This window comes from Exiguobacterium sp. OS-77, assembly GCF_000414195.2.
Lineage (GTDB): Bacteria > Bacillota > Bacilli > Exiguobacteriales > Exiguobacteriaceae > Exiguobacterium_A > Exiguobacterium_A indicum.
Genome location: NZ_DF239008.1, coordinates 2,212,192 through 2,231,920 on the forward strand (window position 1 = coordinate 2,212,192; position 19,729 = coordinate 2,231,920).

Sequence of the window (19,729 nt, forward strand, 5' to 3'; positions counted from 1 at the left end):
CGTCACTCCTTTGTCAATTCAATGAATCGTTTAATCATCTGCTGTCCTTGTGGTGTTCCGACAGATTCAGGATGGAACTGGATTCCGAAGGTCGGATGCGTCCGGTGCTCGAGTGCCATGATCGTCCGGTCATCCGTTTCTGCTGTGATGACGAGCTCCGTCGGTAAGTCGTTGCGAGCGACGATCAGCGAATGATAGCGCATGACCTCTAACGTTTCCGTCATGTCGTCGAAGAGTTGTCCCGATTGTCGGATCATCGATGTCTTTCCGTGCATGATGACCGGTGCTTCGACGACGCGTCCTCCGAATGCTTCGCCGATTGCCTGATGTCCGAGACAGACACCGAGAATTGGTACTTGACCCGATAATTGACGAATGAGATCGATGCAGATGCCAGCGTCAGCCGGGCGACCGGGACCGGGTGAAAGGATGATACCGTCTGGTTTCATCTCGCGTAGTTCTTCGATGCTGACCGCATCGTTTCGAATGACGTGAACGTCCGTATAAACGGATGCGTATTGGTATAGGTTATAGGTAAAAGAATCATAATTATCAATTAGGACGATCATTTCCAAACCTCCAGTAGTGATTTCGCTTTGTGTAACGTCTCCTGGTACTCGAGGCGTGGAATCGAGTCGTAGACGATGCCAGCTCCTGCTTGAACAGAAGCGACACCATCCTTGATCACCATCGTCCGGATAGCGAGGGCAAAATCCATATTCCCCCGAACATCGAAATAGCCGACCGCCCCGGCATATACTTCTCGTTTCACCTGCTCGTACTGGTCGATCAACTGCATCGCTCGGATTTTCGGAGCTCCCGTGACCGTCCCTGCCGGTAGACAAGAGACGAGTGCGTCTGCTCCAGTCTTCCCGTCTGCTAACGTACCTTCAACGACCGAGACGAGATGCATAACGTTCTTGAATCGTTCGATTTGCATGAATCGCGTCACCTCGACGGTACCAATTTGGCAAATCCGTCCTAAGTCGTTGCGTCCAAGATCGACAAGCATTCGATGTTCCGCTCGTTCCTTCTCGTCGTGCAGCAACTCTTCTGCTAACCGTCCATCTTCCTCTTTCGTCTTCCCCCGGCGCCGGGTGCCGGCAATCGGATTCGTCGTCACGCGATTCCCTTTGACTTGGACCAAACTTTCCGGGGAGGCCCCGAGTACGATTGCTTCGCCTAAGTCGATATAGAAGAGATAAGGGCTCGGATTGTCCTTGCGGAGCTTCCGATAAAATTGGAACGGATCACCTGAGAACGTCGCATCAAGTCGTTGCGAGAGAACCAGTTGGAAGACGTCGCCTTGGCGGATGTGTCTCTTCGCTTGTTCGACGAGTCCTTCAAACGTCTCTTGATCCATTAATGGTTCATAGACGACATCCCGGAGTGGACGCTCGATGTCCGTTCGCTCCCGTGGTTGCTCAAGTTGCGCTTTCCGTTCTGCTAGACGTTGACGTAAGACGTCACGATCAGTGATGCCACCGAGCGACGTCTGAATCAAATGAACACGATGCTCGAGATGATCGAACAGGATGATTTGGTCGTATACGGCGAGTAACGCGTCTGGTAATTGTCGCGTTCGCTCAGGAACCGCTCCGAGCGTCTCATAGGCGCGCATCATGTCGTAACCGACATATCCGATCCCACCCGCTAAAAACGGAAGTTCTTCTTCGACGCCACCCCGAAGGATCATCTGTTGCATCAGTCGTACTGGATCACCCGTTTCCTGCGTCAATTGACCTGTCGTCAACTGTTCCCGTGTCACGGTCCGTCCCTCTGCCCGAATCATCTCCACCGGATCGACACCGATGATCGAATACCGTCCTTGATCCGTATGCGCAGAACTTTCAAGTAAACATTTCTGTGTTCCGCTCAGTTGTTGGAAAATCATGATCGGCGTCATCTCGTCGCCGTTTAGTTCAAGTTGTTCGATGATAAGTGTGTCTGTCTGAACCATCCCTGTTCGCCTCCTGGAATATAAAAAAAGTCCCCCATACAGCGTATGCTGCATGGAGGACGATTATCTCGCGGTGCCACCTCTCGATTGGAACGGTTTGACCGTTCCCACTTTGTCTGATGCGTCTTAATAAGAGACATCATAGCCTACGATAACGGGGGCATCCGTCGCGACCTACTTCTTCGTTCAGCCACGCTCTCATGAGACCATTCACGAAACCTCGCCGTACGGAAGTCACACCATTCTCCCGCTCTCTGAAACGCCGATGTTGTCTCGCTACTTAACTCACTCTACGATTTGTTTGATTCGATTGTATACGAAAAGGGTCTTCTCGCCCATTCATGTAGAACATGAAGGACGGGAAGACCCGCGGTACCACCTTCGTTGACGATGCTGACACCGTCCCCTTTGAAACGAACCGGACCGTTGTCCTGATTCGTCGACCCCGATAACGGGAGGAACCCGTCAGAGCCTACTACCCATTGAAGGGATTCGGTCTGAAGCTCAGAAGGCCATTCGCTTGTTGCCCGATACTGATTCGCACCACCCATCAGCTCTCTTGAATCGTTTCACAAGTTACTTCTCTTCGTCTTTGCTATCGTGTGTTGAATTGATTCTTATATTACGATGCTTCTTCTTCCCTGTCAACTGGAAAAACTCAATATAGGGAAAGTTGGTTCGGATCAATCGATTCGAGCGCTTGTTTGACGGTTTGCAGGAACTGTCCGGCAACGAGTCCATCGAGTACCCGGTGGTCGATCGACATACAGAGGTTGACCATGTCGCGTGCTGCGAACATACCGTTCACCCAAACCGGACGTTTGACGATCGATTCAACGGATAGAATTGCCGCTTGCGGGAAGTTGAGGATCGGTGCCGATTGAATCGAACCGAACGATCCTGTGTTGTTGACCGTAAACGTCCCGCCCTGCATCTCAGCAGACGACAACGTACCTGCTTGTGCGCGTTTCCCGAAGTCATCGATCGCGCGTGCGATACCTTTGATGCTTAGTTCATCCGCATTCTTGACGACCGGTACGAACAGAGCGTCTTGCGTCGCGACAGCAAGTGATAGGTTGATCGCTTTCTTTTGAATGATCTTATCTCCCGCCCATGTCGAGTTCATGATCGGATGTTTCTTCAATCCTTCGACCGTCGCCTTCATGAAGAACGGCAAGAACGTCAATTTGACCCCTTCTTGTTTGAAGAACGCATCTTTATGACGATTACGTGCTTCGACCAAGTTCGTGACATCGACTTCGATCATCAACCAGGCATGTGGCGCTTCGTGTTTCGCACGTACCATGTTCGAAGCGATCGCTTGACGCACACCGGCAGTCGGAATCTCGATGTCGCCCGTTTCCGTCGGTTGTGGTGCACTGACCGGACGTTTTGGTGCAGGTGGTGCTTCTGCCGGAGGCGCTACCGGAGCCGCTTGCGCTTCCGGTTTTGGTTCCGTTGCTTGTGGTGTCGGGATCGATCCAGACTCGATCAGTTTCAAGAGGTCTTTCCGTGTAATCCGTCCGCCAGCTCCAGTACCCGTCACTTGTTCGAGATCAATGCCGTGTTCTCCCGATAGTTTCAAGACAGCTGGTGAATAGCGTTTTTTCATCGATGTATCAGACGACGTCGTTTCTTCGACAGCCGGTACTTCTTGTTCGGTCGCAGCGACTTCCGTTGACCCACCACTGACTTGCATCGTGACAATCGCGTCACCGACTTGCAACGTATCCCCTTCTTCTGCAAGCAGTTTTTCAATCACACCATCAAATGAAGATGGGACTTCTGCCGTTACCTTATCGGTAATGACTTCTGCAATCGGATCGTATTTTTTGACAGTATCGCCCGGTTTGACGAGCCACATCGAAATCGTCCCTTCTGTGACGCTTTCTCCGAGTTGTGGCATCGTAAGTGTTTCAGTCTTCATCGATCAGTTCCCCCTTAGTATGCGTGCAACGTCCGGATTTTATCTTCGATTTTCTCACTAGAGATGTTGAAGAACTTCTCCATTGTCGGAGCGTATGGCATGGCTGGTACGTCTGGACCACAGAGTCGTTCGATTGGTGCATCGAGATCAAACAATGCTTCTTCTGCAATGATTGCCGACACTTCACTCATGACGCTACCTTCTTTATTATCTTCCGTAACGAGCAAGACTTTCCCCGTCTTTTTCGCCGCTTCGACGACTGCTTCGCGGTCGATCGGATAAACAGTCCGTAAATCAAGGATGTGGACATCAATCCCGTCTTTTTCAAGGCGCGTTGCCGCTTCGAGTGCCATATGGACACACAGACCGTAGGTGATGATTGTGACATCTTCTCCCTCACGTTTTACGTCTGCTTTACCGATTTCAACGGTATAATCGCCTTCCGGAACATCGCCTTTCAATAGGCGATAACCACGTTTATGCTCAAAGAACAAGACCGGATCATTCGAACGAATCGCTGCCTTTAGCAATCCTTTTGCGTCATATGGATTAGACGGGATGACGATCTTCAGACCAGGCGTCGAGTTGAACATCGCCTCGACCGACTGAGAATGGTAAAGTGCTCCGTGAATTCCGCCGCCGAACGGTGCGCGGATAACGATCGGACACGTCCAATCATTGTTCGAACGGTACCGAATCTTCGCTGCTTCACTGACGATTTGGTTGACCGCTGGCATGATGAAGTCAGCGAATTGCATTTCAGCAATCGGGCGCATGCCGTACATCGCAGCTCCGATTCCGACACCAGCAATCGCACTCTCAGCGAGCGGTGCATCGATGACACGCTCTTCTCCGAATTGTTCGAGCAATCCTTGGGTCGCCCGGAAAACACCACCACGGACACCGACGTCTTCGCCGAGGATGAAGACGGACTCGTCGCGTTCCATCTCTTCTTTGATTGCACTATTGATTGCTTCGATTAAACTTAACGTCGTCATTTCGTTTCCTCCTCGTCGTACACGTAACGTAATGCATTTTCTGGCGCATCGTAAGCTGCTGCTTCCGCATAAGCCGTTGCTTCGTCGACTTCTTTCTCCATCGCTTGTTCGATTTCAGTCGCTGATTCTTCCGTCAGGACGCCCATTTCGATCAGACGCGCACGGAAGAGTTTGATCCCGTCACGTGCTTTTAAGGCATCGAGTTCTTCAGCAGAACGGTACGATTTATCGTCATCATCGGATGAGTGTGGCACGAGGCGTTCGACTTCAACTTCGATCAAGGTCGGACCTTCTCCCCGTAATCCGCGCTCACGCGCTTCCTTGACGACCTTGTAGACAGCGAGTGGGTCAATGCCGTCCACCGTATAGCCTGGCATACCATAGCCGATCGCCCGGTCAGCGACGTGTTTAGCCGACAACTGTTTCGAAAGTGGTGTCGAGATCGCGTATTTATTGTTTTCACAGAACAAGATGACAGGAAGCTTGTGAATTCCGGCGAAGTTCGCCCCTTCGTGGAAGTCTCCTTGGTTTGAAGAGCCCTCTCCGAAAGAGACGTAAGCAACGAGTGGTTCCTTACGCATCTTCGCAGCAAGTGCGATCCCAACGGCATGTGGGACTTGAGTCGTAACTGGACTTGAACCCGTGACGATATTCAAGGCACGTGAACCATAGTGTCCTGGCATTTGACGACCACCTGAGTTCGGATCTTCTGCTTTTGCGAATGCCGACAGCATGATATCGCGTGACGTTTGACCGAAGTGTAAGACAACACCTAAGTCCCGGTAATACGGCAAAATGTAGTCCGTTCCTTTTTCAAGGGCGAACGCTGCACCGACTTGAGCCGCTTCTTGTCCTTGACATGAGACAAGGAAGGGAATTTTACCCGCTCGGTTCAACTTCCACATCCGTTCGTCAATCTTCCGCGCACGGACCATCGTTTCGAACATGTGAATCGCGTCCTGTTCCGTTAATCCGAGTTCTACCAATTCTTTGAATTCTATCTTTTCCATCCGTAATTCCTCCTTAGGCGTGAACCGCGAGTCCGTCGACGGCAAGTGCTGCTTCTCCGAATGCTTCTGACAAGGCCGGGTGCGGATGCACGAGCTGTCCGACTTCCCATGCCGTTGCATTGAGTACGAGCGCTAATCCACCTTCACTGATCAGTTCCGTTGCTTTTGGTCCGACGATGTGAACGCCGACGAGATCATCTGTCTTCGCATCCGAGACGAGCTTGATGAAGCCTGCCGCCTCTCCTTCGATCCGCGCTTTCCCTAATCCATTGAACGAGAAGCTCCCTACCTTGACGTCCATTCCGGCACGTTTTGCTTCGTCTTCCGTTAAACCGACCGATGCCGCTTCCGGTACGCTGTAGATACAACGTGGTACGAACGCATATTCAAGTGGTGTCGTCGTTCCGTGGACGATCGCCTCGACCGCTTTGACACCTTCTGCTGACGCAACGTGCGCCAGTTGTAAGCGACCGATCACATCCCCGATCGCATAGATATGTTGATCCTTCGTCCGGAAATGGTCATCGACTTGAATGAAGCCATTTTCGACGACGATATTCGTGTTTTCAATCCCGATGCCTTCGACGTTCGCCATTCGACCGATGGCGACTAGCAATTTATCCGCTTCAAGCGTCGTCTGTTCTCCGTTACGGTCGATCGCGATCGAGACACCGTCTTCTGACATCCGGAACGTGTCACTTTGTGCAGCTGCACCGGTATGAATCTTGACGCCCCGCTTTTTCAATTGACGAGCGACTTCACGACTGACTGCCGCATCTTCCGTCGGTAAAATCCGGTCGCTGAATTCGACGACCGTTACTGCGACGTCAAAATCCGTCAACATCGATGCCCATTCAACACCGATGACACCACCACCGATGATGACGATCGATTTTGGCAAATCTGCCATATCGAGCGCATCATCCGAGCTGAGGACATACTCTGAATCAAAAGCAAGTCCGTTCAATGGACGTGGACGCGACCCTGTCGCGACGATCAATTGACGCGGAAGGATCAATTCGCCTTCGCCTTCTTCCGGCTCGACGCTGATTGTTCCCGGCATCGGTGAAAAGATACTTGGTCCAAGAATCGAACCACGACCGTGAAAGACTTCAATCTTTCCTTTTTTCATCAGGTGCTGAATGCCTGCTTCTAATCCATCTACGATCTCTTGTTTGCGTTGTTTGACCTGTTCGAATCGTAAAAACGATTCCGGTACGTCCACGCCATATGTAGCAGCGTGCTTGACCGTCTGATAGACTGCTGCTGATTTCAAAAAGGCTTTAGATGGTATACAGCCACGATGTAAGCATGTCCCGCCTAATTTTCCTTGTTCTACGATTGCTACCGACTTCCCAGCTTGTGCCGCACGGATCGCGGCGACATATCCACCGGGTCCACCACCTAGGACAACGACGTCGAATTCTCTAGCCATGTTGGTTCGCCTCCATATTCCTTGACTTCCTCTTCTCCACGTAAGACACGCAACACTCCTTCTGCGAGCGCCTGCAACTCATCTTCACCAGGACTACGTACGACTTGACCGAGGTGGGCGACACGTTCTTCGATCGCACGCGTCAACCGATCACTATAGGCAAGTCCGCCTGTTAGAATGATCGCGTCGATCTGACCGAACAAGACGGCACTTTGACCAGCGATCTCTTTTGCGATCCGGTACGCCATCGCGTCATATAACAATGCCGCTTTTTCGTCGCCTTCCTCAATCCGGCGCTCGATCTCGATCGCGTCAAACGTACCCAAGTGCGCGACAAGTCCGCCTGACCCAACGACCAGACGCTTCATCTCTTCAAGTTTATACTTGGTACTATAACATAGTTCTACTAGTTGACCAACAGGTAGAGATCCGCTTCGTTCTGGCGAAAACGGTCCTTCTCCATCGAGTCCGTTGTTGACATCGATGACACGCCCCTCTTGGTGCGCACCGACCGTAATGCCGCCGCCCATGTGTGCGATGATCAGACGTAGTTCCTCATATGGACGTCCGATTTCCTTTGCGTACCGCTTCGCGACAGCTTTTTGATTCAAGGCATGGAAAATACTCTTTCGTTCAAGTTCAGGTAAGCCTGTAATTCGCGCAATCGGCTCAAGTTCGTCAACGACGACTGGATCAACGATGAACGATGGGATATCGAGTGTCCGAGCAATCTCATCCGCGAGGAGTCCGCCGAGGTTCGATGCATGGACGCCAAAAATACCGCTGAGTAAGTCTTCTCGCATTTCTCGATTGACGGCATACGTACCACTGACGAGCGGTCGGAGTAGTCCTCCGCGACCCACGACTGCGGTAAGCGCTTTCAAATCAATCTGCTCTTCAGCCAATACTTCGAGTAATACATGACGACGCATCTCCAGCTGCGCTGGAAGCGGTCCTCCGACCGCTTCCGCTGGATGGCGTAACGTCTTCGTGAACACCTGGTTCGCCCCTTCGAAGATACCGATCTTCGTCGACGTCGAACCGGGATTAATCGTTAAAATACGTTCGCTCATGGATATCCTCCTCTGATCAGCCACGTGATCCTAGAATGTTTTTATCACGACGCAAGAATTGGCTGCGGGCACTGCGCATCGTTGCGATACGCTCTTCTGCCATTTTCTCAGCCGCACGGTATGTCGGTAAATGATCGCGTTTTGCGATTTCAAATACTTTCGTGACCGCATCGTAGACGAGTTCAACTTTTTTCATGGCACGATCACGGTTGTATCCGTCGAGTTCATCGGCAACGTTGATGACACCACCCGCATTGATGACGAAGTCGGGTACGTATAAGATATCGCGTTCTTCGAGCATGTCACCATGACGGTCTTCTTTGAGTTGGTTATTTGCCGCACCGGCGATGATCTTGACTTTCAATTGTGGAATCGTCTCGTCGTTTAATGTCGCACCGAGGGCACATGGCGCAAAGATATCCGCTTCGACGCTATAGATGTCTTCTGGTGCGACGATCAAGGCACCAAATGCTTCTTCTGCACGTTGAAGTGCTTCTTGGTTGATGTCCGTGACGATCAGCTTCGCCCCTTCTTCATGCAAGTGACGGCACAGATTGAAGGCAACGTTACCGACACCTTGGATCGCAATCGTTTTTCCACCAAGTGAATCTGTTCCGTACACTTCTTTTGCCGCTGCTTTCATCCCACGGTAGACACCGTATGCCGTAACCGGTGATGGGTTACCACTTGATCCGAATGCTGGGCTGACACCTGTGACGAAATCTGTCTCCATATGGATGTAATCCATGTCTGCAACCGTCGTATTGACATCTTCTGCTGTGATGTAACGACCGTTCAGTGACTGGACGTAACGTCCGAATGCCCGGAAGAGTGCTTCTGACTTTTGTGTCTTCGCATCGCCGATGATGACAGCTTTACCACCACCGAGGTTCAAACCAGCGGCTGCGTTCTTATACGTCATCCCTTTTGATAAACGGAGCGCATCAATCAATGCTTCTTCGTCTGATGCATAGTTCCACATACGAAGTCCACCGAGTGCCGGTCCGAGTGTCGTGTCATGAATCGCGATGATTGCTTTTAATCCAGATACTTTATCGTGGCAAAATACGACTTGTTCGTAATCTTCCATCTCCATTGTTTCAAAGATGCTGAAGCGTGATTCTACGTTTGTTTCGACCATTTTAAGTTCCTCCTCAGATTGTTTGTTTTACTTTTTTCGTCTGTTGAGCATTTAATAGCGCAAAGGCTAGTGAGTACATTTTTGCTTCAGCTGTATCGGCACGGCTTGTCAAGACGACCGGAGCCCGTGCTCCGACGAGAATCGCCGCAACCGAGGCATGTGCGAAATACATGAGTGATTTGTAGATGACGTTTCCGACTTCGATTTGCGGAACAACTAGTAAATCCGCCTGACCTGCTACGTCTCCCGTTAACCCTTTTTGCTGGGCAGCGACGAGGTTCACAGCATTATCGAGCGCGAGTGGTCCGTCTACAAGGCAATCCTTGATTTGACCACGTCGGTTCATCTGTGTCAAAAGTGCGGCATCAATCGTTGCCTGCATCGTTGGATTGACGACTTCGACGGCTGCTAAGACTGCGACTTTTGGTAAGCCGTATCCGAGAGCACGTAAGGCGGAGACACCGTTTTCGATGATTTTCACTTTATCTTCAAGTGACGGCTGGATGTGAATCGCTGCATCGGTCAATCCGATCGCTGATTCACGCCCTGGTACTTCGAACAACGCGACATGCGACAGGACATTCCCTGAACGCAGACCCGTTTCTTTGTTCAAGACAGCTTTCATGAACGTCGCTGTCGGAACAAGACCTTTCATCAAGACGCTCGCATCCCCTTTGCGAACGGCATGAGCAGCACGTTCTGCCGCTTCTTGTGATGAAGAGGTGTGAGTAATCACGAATTGTGACTCCCGTAATGCCCGTTTTTGAATCATCTGCTGAATCCGTGTCGCATCCCCGAACAAATGAAAACGTGCTAAATCGTTCTCAATTGCTAATGCGACAGCATCCATCACTTCTTCGTCATCCGCAGCTGCAATCGCAACGACGGAATCTTCGAGTCGAGCTGCCTGCTCGACCATTTCATTGAATCTCACCGTATTCCCCCCTCACCTGTCATACATAAATAGTAATAGCAATTTTCGTGCCAATTCAAAAGAGACGGCAGGATAAGCAAGAACGTCTTTAATTTTGCACGCTTTTGCATTTTTTGCAATATATTGCACGCAAAAATTTGCGCTTCACGAATAGATGTTAAATCGTTCCACTTTGTAATAAAGTGCCCGGAGAGAAATCCCGAGTTGTTTCGCGGCTTCTGTTTTGTTGCCATTAAAGGCAGTAAGCGCTTCCCGAATCAACCGTTCTTCGACGTGTGACATCTCATCCGATAAATGCTTGATTTCCTTTTTCTGTCTCGTCGCGACTTTCGTTGTTTGTGGCACGACAAGCTGAAGATGACCTTTTCGTAAGACTGTTTCTGTTTTATCCGTAAAAATCAACGCGCGTCCGATGACATTTTCAAGCTCGCGGACATTTCCTTTCCACGGTTGCTTCTTCATTGCTTCGAGTACATCATCCGATATCCGTCCGACCGATCGCCCATAACTTTGATTCAATTTACGGAGTAAGTGTAAGGTCAATGGCGCGATATCATCCGGACGCTCACGTAGTGCCGGTATGTGAATCGGTAAACGATTAATCCGGTAGTAGAGATCTTCTCGGAACTCATTCATGATGATCTTCTGCTCCAGATTCGCATTCGTCGCCGCGATGATCCGGACATCGACCGGAATGGCCTTCGTACCACCGACGCGAACGACTTCATTTTCCTGTAACACCCGTAACAGTTTGGCTTGGACGTCGAGTGGCAGTTCGCCGATCTCATCTAAGAACAGCGAACCCCCGTGTGCTTCTTCGAAGTATCCACGCTTACCACCACGTCGCGCTCCTGAGAACGCGCCTTCCTCGTACCCGAATAGTTCACTTTCGAGTAACGTCGGTGCGATTGCCGCACAATTGACGCGGACGAATTGTTCATATTTACGTTCGCTCGCTGCATGGATCGCATGCGCGAACAGTTCCTTGCCGGTTCCGGATTCACCGCGAATCAAGACATTGACTGGCATCGTTGCCGCAAGTTTCGCTTGATCGACGACGAAGCGCATCGCTTCACTCTCGGCGATGATATCATCGAATGTATATTTGGCTTCGAGCGTCCGGATTTTTTGTCGCGCTGCCTTCAATTCTTTGGCGAGTGCCTTCATTTCCGAGATATCCCGAATGACCCCAACGGAACCACGGACTTGTCCATCGACGATGACGGGTGCCGCGTTGACGATGATATCGCGTTGATCTTGCCCGATCTTCATGCGAACATCTCGAACGTTCTCGCCCGTATTCAAGACTTTCAAATGAACGGATTCCTGCATTCCGATATCGGCACTTGCCGGTTTTCCGACGACGTCTCGCTCCGTGAAACCGGTCATGCGCGTATATGCTGGATTGATCAGCATCGTCTGTCCGTCTTGATCGGCGACGGAGATTGCTTCGCTCGTACAATGAATGATCGCTTCGAGCATTTTCTCTTTTTCAGTCAATCGCTCGAGCAACACTCTGACGAATTCCCCCGGTAAGACCGCCGCTCCCGGAAAATCATGAATCAATTGCTCAAGTACGCCATTTTCTCCTGTAGCGTCAATGATGAAATCGACATCCGCCCCTTCGAAAGCTGACCAGCTCGTTTCGATCCGAATGTCCGCACGCCGTGCAAGCGCCACCCCAGGCGCATCCATGTTTGGATCGACAAGACCAATGACCGTTAATAATGGTGAACGTTGAAACGCATGCAGGACTTCTGTTCCCCCTTGACCAGCCCCGACGACGAGTAGATGATGCATATGAATTCCCCCTTTGAAACTGCTTACATTTCTATCGTACTCGGAATAAAATAGGGAAGCAAACCCGATTCGCAGAACGATCGATTTTTTGATACAATACGCTTGGAAAGGAGTGGCGTCCTATGCGTATCATTGGTTTGCTCTCATTATTAATCCCCGGCATCATCGGCGCGATTGGTATTAAGCTCATGCGTGATAGTGTTTTTCTAATTGCACAAGTGCCGTTTAAATACTTAGGCGATGCGGCTTACGTATATGTATTGCAAGGTCTCGTTGGTTTGATTCTTGCGATGGGTGGCATTGGATTTGTCGCAGGATATGTTTTTTATCGCGATCGAAAACGTGGAAAAGTCTCCGACCGCTATCAAAAAAAATGAACACAGAAAAAGGTCCCCATCTCTTGAACTCATTTCAAGCGCGGGACCTTTTACTCATATAAAATTGGTTTCACTTACGGATGAACTCCTCTCATAGTTAGAACTATTCGTGTACTCCAAAACCTTAGGTGTTCCTCTTAATGAAGAGGTAGAAAGAAATCAGATCTGGCTATCGGGCTAACGATAGAATGGTGTTTCAGTTCCATCATCTGACTGTACTCGGGACCTAGGTGGAGCGTAATGTCATCCGCTTGAAGCAGTCAAACATTCGGTTGCTAACAATCACTGCTAGACAACACTCCTTTTCACGAACTGTACTTTTCATTTTAGACGATCCGTTACCTTCCACTTTTCCCTAGCTTCGAAATCATGGAAGCTCCCATTCATTCGAGATTTCTCATCTAGAATGAACAAGATACCTTGGTACGACTTCTACCAAGAGAATGTCGTCCGGCATTCTTGAGCCATTTACAGTTGGCGTTCTGAGATGATGTTCATCAACAGGATTTCCGGAGTCCTTGTCGACTCGACGTTCATCTGACGTCTTGCCAAATCATTTGGTACCTTTATTATAACAAACATTTCAGTTTATGCAATATTTATTTGCAAGCGCTATTATATATTTTTAGCTTTACGGTATGCTATAAGCAGATCGTAATCGAAAGGAGACCCTTCATGCGAAAAATCATCGTATTCGAACATCTATCGTTAGACGGTGTCATTCAAGCACCGAGCGGAAAGAATGAGGATGTGAGCAACGACTTCGAACAGGGTGGATGGACTGCTCCATTTCAACATCCTGAGATTGGTCAGGTCATCCGTGGATGGATGCAAGAGGATTGTTCCCTGTTACTCGGTCGCAAGACATACGAGCAATGGTCAAGTTACTGGCCACTCCACCCAGATATCTGGCCAGTTGCCGATCGTGCCATGAAGTATGTTGCTACGCGTCATACACCACCTATTCTTTGGCAACCGACGACTTATTTGAATCAACCAACTTCTGAACTAACACGCTTGAAACAACAGGACGGACCACCGCTTCACGTCTGGGGGAGTAGTCAACTCGTTCATACGCTTTATCAAGCCGATCTGATCGATGAACTTCGATTGATCCTCTATCCCGTCATCATCGGTTCTGGTAAACGTCTATTTCCCGACAACGGAATGACGCCCGTCACTTGGAATGTCACGAAACGACACACGTTTGATAACGGCGTATTGATCGCTTGCTATGAACGGGATAGGAACTAAAAACACACCGTCTATCATTCAGACGGTGTGTTTCCTTTAACCAGATTGTTCTTGATTCATATGACTCGAAACATACGAGATGAATTCCGAGTTCTTCGGACTTTTCTCTTGTTCGATTCGGCCATTGAAGAGCTCGTGCTGTTGCATCCCTTCGTTCCAGGCGGACTTGATGGCGTGACGCATCGCTCGTTCGACACGAGAAGCCGTCGTTTGGTGTTTCTTCGCGATCGTCGGATAGAGTTCCTTTGTGATCAATCCGAGTAAATCTTCCCGTTCAAGCACCATTAAGACAGCGTCCTTCAAATACGTGAAGCCTTTAATATGCGGAGCAATCCCCACTTCTCGAAGTGTCGTACCGACTTTTAAATCAATCGTTTCGACGATCGGTGCTTGTCCTTGATTCGTCACGAGACGAATTTTTTGAACGAGCTGATCCATGCTGAACGGTTTAAGTAAGAAGTACGATGCTCCGAGGGTGACCGCCTGTTGCGAGACCTCGTCTTTACCGAAGGCACTCAACATGATGACAGCAGGGTTCTTCTTTTTCTTCATCAATTCTTCGAGAACACCAAGCCCATCTAAATGAGGCATGATGATGTCGAGGAGCAATACATCCACTTCGTGTTCTTTCATGCGTTCGAGACAACTCTCGCCATTGTAGGCGACGCAAACGACTTCCATGTCTTCTTGCGCAGAGATATGCTGGCGAATCAGTTCGACCATTTCGCGATTATCATCTGCTATCCCGACTTTAATCAATCCTTACACCCCATTTTTAAGCGATTCTTTCATCGTCTTCGCCTGATCCATCAATTCCTCGGCATGGCGTAACGTCAAATCCGTCATATGTGCACCGGAAATCATCCGTCCAAGTTCGTTTCCTCGGTCTGACTGAGACAAGACATTGACCTGTGTCGTCGTACGATCCGTCTCTTCAATCTTCCGAATATAGAGATGTTGATCAGCCATCGAAGCGACTTGCGGTAAGTGCGTAATACAGAGTACTTGTCCGTCTACTGACAAACGATAGATTTTTTCAGCCATCGCTTGTGCGACACGACCCGATACTCCTGTATCGACTTCATCGAAAATGATCGAAGCGACTCCAACCGAGCGCGAGAAGATTGACTTCAATCCGAGCATGATACGAGATAACTCCCCGCCCGATGCGACTTTTCCGAGCGACTTGAATGGCTCTCCCGCATTCGTCATGATGAAGAACTCTACTTGGTCGATCCCGTTCTTGCGTAGCATCGGTGTCTTCCCGTCTTGAAGAAAACGAATTTCAAACCGTGCTTTCTCCATGTAGAGCTCACGCAATTCCAGATGAATCGCTTCGCTTAATTGAACTGCCGCTTTTCGACGCTGTTGCGAGAGTCGACCACCAATATCAAACAATTCGCCTTCGAGCTGTTCGACTTCGGCTTTTAATCGTTCAATCCGTTCATCTCGATTCGTCATCGTATCGAGTTCAACTCGAATCTTCTCCCCATACGCGATGACTTCCTCGATTGTCGCCCCGTATTTTCGTTTCAGCTGTTGAAAGACCGATAGACGTTGTTCGATCTCATCGAGTCGATTGGAATCAAACTCAAGTGTTTCGAGTTGATCTCGAATCGCATACCCGACTTCTTCCAGTCCATAAAAAGCGCTTGCGATCGCGTCACTCTGCTGCGAAAACTGTTCATCGATGCTTGATGCTTGCTGTAATTCACGCATCGCGTCTCCAACAGAGTCGATGCCGCGCATCTCATCATGCAAAGCATCATACGCTGTCTTTAACGATGCATATAACTTCTCGAAATTCGCGAGACGATTTCGTTCGACGAGCAACTCATCTTCCTCATGTGCTCGAAGTTTTGCGCCTTCAATCTCTTCTGTCTGAAACGATAGTAGATCGATCCGTTGAGCGAGTTCTTGCTCACTTTGCGCGAGCGATTGCAGCGCCGTCCGTTTTTCTTCATACGCTTGATAACCGGATTGATAGGCTTGAAGGAGCGGCGCAATCGTCTCTTGCGCGAAGTCATCGAGAATCGCTTGATGATACGTACTGTCCATTAAATGCTGATGTTCATGTTGCCCGTGCATGTCGACGAGGACACGCCCGAACTCACGTAAGATCGTCAGTGTGACCAGCTTATTGTTGACGCGACAGACACTTTTCCCGGTCGCGAACAGATCACGTCGTAAGATGATCAATCCATCTTCGATATCGATACCATACTCTTCTGCAAGACCATAGACGAGATGGTCGTCTTCAATCAGAAACAATCCTTCTAGTTCCGCCCGATCTTCCCCGTATCGAACGAATTCCGCGGATCCACGTCCACCAATCAATAAACCGATCGCGTCGAGAACGATCGATTTACCGGCACCTGTTTCCCCAGTCAAGACGGTCATTCCTTTTTTAAAGTCGATCTGTAGCTCGTCAATGATCGCAAATTGTTTGATCGATAATTCAGCTAGCATCCTGTCAACTCCTTACAGCATTTCTAAAATTCGTTCGGTCACTTCTTTCGCTTGTTCCTCACTTCGTGCGATCAATAGGATCGTATCGTCCCCACACACCGTGCCAAGCAGTTCGTTCCAGCTCAAATGGTCCAGTAAGACGGCGACTGCGTTCGCATTTCCCGGCAGGACATGCATGACAATCAGATTTTGAGCAGAATCAATCGAGATGAAGCTGTCACCGAGCAGACGCCGCAATTTCCCGAGTGGGTTGAAGCGTTGGTCGGCGGGTAAGCTGTATTTATAACGTCCATCATTCAACGGAACCTTAACGAGATGAAGTTCCTTGATATCTCGTGATACCGTTGCCTGTGTCACCTTATATCCTGCATTCCGTAATTCCTCTACCAATTCATCTTGGGTTTCTACTTCCGACTGGGTGATGATCTCCCGAATCTTAATCAACCGTTGCCCCTTTGTCATTCCTGCACCTCACAGTATTCTTCGATGTTACTATTGTAATCCAATAAATCATTAAAAGTCCACGTTTGCCATTTTATTATACGGTTTTCGTCGCTCCGAACAACAATGAGGACGGACCCATGAACCGGATCCGTCCTCGTTTTCATCTGTTCGTTTAAAGACTAGCATGTGCTTGCTTGACTGTCTCTGTCGCATGGACAGATGGATCAAGTCCTGGTTGACCAAGGCGCGCATGCAATAAGAACTCGATGTTCCCCTCTCCACCGGTAATCGGCGAATAGTCGAGCTGTTTCACATAGAACCCTTGTTGAATGAAGAATTCAACCATCTCCTCGAGGACCCGGACATGAATCCGTTCATCCCGCACGATGCCTTTTTTACCGATATCATCACGCCCCGCTTCGAATTGCGGTTTGACGAGCGCCATGACATCTCCTCCTTCGACGAGGATCGTCTTCAGGGGTGGAAGCATCAACCGTAACGAGATGAATGAGACATCAATCGTCGCAAACTGTGGCGCAACAGGGAACATATCTGGTGTTGCGTGCCGAAAGTTCGTTTTCTCCATCACCGTCACACGATCATCCGAACGAAGCTTCCAGTCCAGCTGATTGGAACCGACATCAAGCGCATACATATGCGCTGCTCCATTTTGTAAGGAGCAATCGGTAAAGCCACCCGTTGACGATCCGATATCGAGACCTGTTTTACCAGCGACATCGAAATCGAATACTTGAAGTGCCTTTTCCATCTTGAAGCCTCCACGACCGACATAAGGCATCAACTGACCTTTAACATGCAGGTCGATGTCCGACTTGACCTTCTCACCAGCCTTCTCTAATCGTTCCGTTCCGCTAAAGACAAGTCCAGCCATGATCGATCGTTTCGCTTTTTCACGCGTTTCAAACAAACCGCGCTCGACGAGAAGAACGTCGAGGCGGATTTTTTTTACATTTTCCATGAATCGTCACACACTCTGTTTCTTTCCTTGATTGACGAAAGCGCGTACTTCTTCTGCGATTTGTCCAGGTAATAATCCGATTTCTTCAAGTAATTCGTTGACACCGCCGTGCTCGATATACCAATCCGGAATACCGAAGCGTTTGACGCGTGGGAATGCTTCCTGCTCGTTGGCATGCTCAAGGACAGCTGATCCGAATCCACCTTTTAAGACGGCTTCTTCGAGCGTCACAAGTGGAATGCCTTCTGCGTAAAGGGCATTCAGCATCTTCTCATCAAGCGGTTTGATCGTCCGAGCATTGATGACACGAACCGACAGTTCGTCTGCTAGGAGATCCGCGATTTTGAGTGCATCTTGTACTTGTGGTCCGAATGCAAGGATCGCGACGTCCGTTCCTTCGCGTTCGACTTCCCATGTATCAAGTGAAATTTCATGCAGTGTCTCGTCCATTGGTACACCGATACCTTCTCCACGTGGGAAACGAACGGCGATTGGTCCTTCATATTTGACGGCTGAATAAAGCAAGTGTTGCAGTTCGTTCTCATCCTTCGCCATGACGATTCGAATGTTCGGTACGTGACGCATGAAAGCGATATCGAAGACCCCTTGGTGTGTCTCACCATCTGCACCAACCAGACCTGACCGGTCAATCGTAAACGTCACATCTAGATTTTGACGAGCCACGTCGTGAACAAGCTGATCGTATGCACGTTGGAAGAAGGTCGAGTAGATCGATACGACAGGTTTCATGCCTTGCGTCGCTTGACCAGCTGCGAACGTCACAGCATGTTGTTCTGCAATCCCGACGTCAAACATCCGCTCTGGGAATTCTTTTTCAAAACAATCGAGTTTTGAACCGACGCTCATCGCTGGCGTAATCAACGTCAGCTTTTCATCATCGCGTGCCATCTTTGTCAACGTATCCGCTACCGTAAAGGAGTAACTAGGTGCTTTTGATTTCCCTTTGATGACTTCGCCAGACTCCATCTTGTACGGTCCAAGACCATGCCATGTGCCGACGCCATCAAACTCTGCCGGACGATAGCCTTTCCCTTTTTTCGTGATGACATGAAGCAGGACAGGACCTTCTTCTTTTTTCACGTAATTGAGCTGTTCGATCAAATCATCAAGATCGTGCCCATCGACTGGACCATAATAGTTGAAGCCGAGCTCTTCAAAGAACATGCCAGGAACAAGTGCGCCTTTAACAGCTTCCTTCAACTTCTCGCTTCCTTTTTCAAGACGTCCGCCAATGACCGGAATCTTTTTGATCAACGTTTCAAGCTCGTCTTGGGCAAAACGCACTTTACGTGATGAACGAATTCGTCCAAGCATTTGATGCATCGCCCCAACGTTTGGTGCAATCGACATCTCGTTATCGTTCAAGATGACGATGACGTTTTGTTGTTCTGCTCCAATATGATTCAATGCTTCGAGTGCCATACCACCTGTCAAAGCACCGTCACCAATGATCGCGACTGCACGATCACTCTTACCGCTCAGTTCGTTCGAAACAGCAATCCCCATTGCTGCTGACAAGGACGTCGAGCTGTGTCCTGTCTCCCAGACGTCATGCACACTCTCATTGCGTTTCGGGAACCCACAGAGTCCTTTGTGCTGACGGAGCGTATCAAACTGGCTCGCACGTCCTGTCAAAATCTTATGCACGTATGCTTGGTGCCCGACATCCCAGACGAACTTGTCATTCGGACTGTCGAATTCACGATGCAACGCAAGCGTCAACTCGACGACACCGAGGTTCGGTGCCAAGTGTCCACCTGTCGTCGCTAATTCTTCAATCAAAAAGCGTCGAATATCGCCTGCGAGTACTTCGAGTTCGGAGACCGACATACGCTTTAAAAATGACGGATCCTGTATTTCTGTCAATTTCATACCTTACCGCCTCTTTTCCTTACAATCTTATAGGG

17 protein-coding genes and 2 other annotated features are annotated in these 19,729 nt (G+C 49.5%); of the genes, 2 read left to right on the forward strand and 15 right to left on the reverse strand.

The features are described from left to right. Positions 1 to 2 precede the first annotated feature (2 nt). The 10 genes from EXG77_RS16560 to EXG77_RS11465 form a co-directional block, all read right to left on the reverse strand. Positions 3 to 569 carry an aminodeoxychorismate/anthranilate synthase component II gene (locus EXG77_RS16560; protein WP_035398279.1) on the reverse strand — a complete coding sequence of 189 codons (567 nt, stop codon included), beginning with the start codon at positions 567 to 569 and terminating at the stop codon, positions 3 to 5. After that, entirely contained in the window at positions 566 to 1,960 is a 1,395-nt protein-coding gene (gene trpE, locus EXG77_RS11420) for an anthranilate synthase component I (RefSeq protein WP_035398281.1), read from the reverse strand. Before trpE ends, EXG77_RS16560 begins: the two co-directional genes overlap by 4 nt. 52 nt (positions 1,961 to 2,012) lie before the next feature. Then, positions 2,013 to 2,262: a binding site (T-box leader), on the reverse strand. Between the two features lie 48 nt (positions 2,263 to 2,310). Further along, positions 2,311 to 2,562 (reverse strand) — a binding site (T-box leader). A gap of 56 nt (positions 2,563 to 2,618) precedes the next feature. Continuing rightward, entirely contained in the window at positions 2,619 to 3,887 is a 1,269-nt protein-coding gene (locus EXG77_RS11430) for a dihydrolipoamide acetyltransferase family protein (protein ID WP_035398284.1), read from the reverse strand. 14 nt (positions 3,888 to 3,901) lie between these two features. Beyond that, complete coding sequence (locus EXG77_RS11435; RefSeq protein WP_023467596.1) at positions 3,902 to 4,885, reverse strand: alpha-ketoacid dehydrogenase subunit beta; 984 nt, start codon at positions 4,883 to 4,885, stop codon at positions 3,902 to 3,904. Beyond that, complete coding sequence (locus tag EXG77_RS11440) at positions 4,882 to 5,895, reverse strand: thiamine pyrophosphate-dependent dehydrogenase E1 component subunit alpha (protein WP_035398286.1); 1,014 nt, start codon at positions 5,893 to 5,895, stop codon at positions 4,882 to 4,884. The genes EXG77_RS11435 and EXG77_RS11440 overlap by 4 nt, the downstream gene beginning before the upstream one ends. Before the next feature lie 13 nt (positions 5,896 to 5,908). Then, the gene (gene lpdA, locus EXG77_RS11445; RefSeq protein ID WP_023467594.1) at positions 5,909 to 7,330 is read right to left on the reverse strand and encodes a dihydrolipoyl dehydrogenase; all 1,422 of its coding nucleotides are present in this window, start codon (positions 7,328 to 7,330) and stop codon (positions 5,909 to 5,911) included. Next, positions 7,300 to 8,403 carry a butyrate kinase gene (gene buk / locus EXG77_RS11450; protein ID WP_035398288.1) on the reverse strand — a complete coding sequence of 368 codons (1,104 nt, stop codon included), beginning with the start codon at positions 8,401 to 8,403 and terminating at the stop codon, positions 7,300 to 7,302. Before buk ends, lpdA begins: the two co-directional genes overlap by 31 nt. Before the next feature lie 16 nt (positions 8,404 to 8,419). Then, positions 8,420 to 9,544, reverse strand: coding sequence for a Glu/Leu/Phe/Val dehydrogenase (locus EXG77_RS11455; protein ID WP_023467593.1), 1,125 nt, complete (start codon positions 9,542 to 9,544; stop codon positions 8,420 to 8,422). A gap of 13 nt (positions 9,545 to 9,557) precedes the next feature. Beyond that, complete coding sequence (gene yqiS / locus EXG77_RS11460; RefSeq protein WP_035398290.1) at positions 9,558 to 10,478, reverse strand: phosphate butyryltransferase; 921 nt, start codon at positions 10,476 to 10,478, stop codon at positions 9,558 to 9,560. A 144-nt stretch (positions 10,479 to 10,622) separates the two neighbouring features. Further along, the gene (locus EXG77_RS11465) at positions 10,623 to 12,278 is read right to left on the reverse strand and encodes a sigma-54-dependent Fis family transcriptional regulator (protein WP_029341107.1); all 1,656 of its coding nucleotides are present in this window, start codon (positions 12,276 to 12,278) and stop codon (positions 10,623 to 10,625) included. A gap of 122 nt (positions 12,279 to 12,400) precedes the next feature. Between EXG77_RS11465 and EXG77_RS11470 the strand changes: the two genes are divergently transcribed. Both EXG77_RS11470 and EXG77_RS11475 read left to right on the forward strand, forming a co-directional pair. Beyond that, positions 12,401 to 12,655, forward strand: a complete 255-nt coding sequence (locus EXG77_RS11470) for a DUF2627 family protein (protein ID WP_023467590.1) — start codon at positions 12,401 to 12,403, stop codon at positions 12,653 to 12,655. A gap of 675 nt (positions 12,656 to 13,330) precedes the next feature. Continuing rightward, complete coding sequence (locus EXG77_RS11475; RefSeq protein WP_035398293.1) at positions 13,331 to 13,909, forward strand: dihydrofolate reductase family protein; 579 nt, start codon at positions 13,331 to 13,333, stop codon at positions 13,907 to 13,909. Positions 13,910 to 13,945: 36 nt separating this feature from the next. Here the strand turns inward: EXG77_RS11475 and spo0A are convergent, their stop codons facing one another. From spo0A to dxs, 5 genes are all read right to left on the reverse strand, one after another. After that, positions 13,946 to 14,668 (reverse strand): sporulation transcription factor Spo0A, encoded by a 723-nt coding sequence (gene spo0A, locus EXG77_RS11480; RefSeq protein ID WP_035398295.1) that lies wholly within the window; start codon positions 14,666 to 14,668, stop codon positions 13,946 to 13,948. A gap of 3 nt (positions 14,669 to 14,671) precedes the next feature. Continuing rightward, positions 14,672 to 16,378, reverse strand: a complete 1,707-nt coding sequence (recN, locus tag EXG77_RS11485) for a DNA repair protein RecN (protein ID WP_029341101.1) — start codon at positions 16,376 to 16,378, stop codon at positions 14,672 to 14,674. Between the two features lie 12 nt (positions 16,379 to 16,390). Further along, a complete protein-coding gene (gene ahrC / locus EXG77_RS11490; protein ID WP_023467586.1) occupies positions 16,391 to 16,840 on the reverse strand; it encodes a transcriptional regulator AhrC/ArgR in 450 nt (149 codons plus the stop codon). 154 nt (positions 16,841 to 16,994) lie between these two features. After that, positions 16,995 to 17,801 carry a TlyA family RNA methyltransferase gene (locus EXG77_RS11495; protein WP_035398299.1) on the reverse strand — a complete coding sequence of 269 codons (807 nt, stop codon included), beginning with the start codon at positions 17,799 to 17,801 and terminating at the stop codon, positions 16,995 to 16,997. A 6-nt stretch (positions 17,802 to 17,807) separates the two neighbouring features. Beyond that, positions 17,808 to 19,694, reverse strand: coding sequence for a 1-deoxy-D-xylulose-5-phosphate synthase (gene dxs, locus EXG77_RS11500; RefSeq protein ID WP_023467585.1), 1,887 nt, complete (start codon positions 19,692 to 19,694; stop codon positions 17,808 to 17,810). Positions 19,695 to 19,729: the final 35 nt, after the last annotated feature.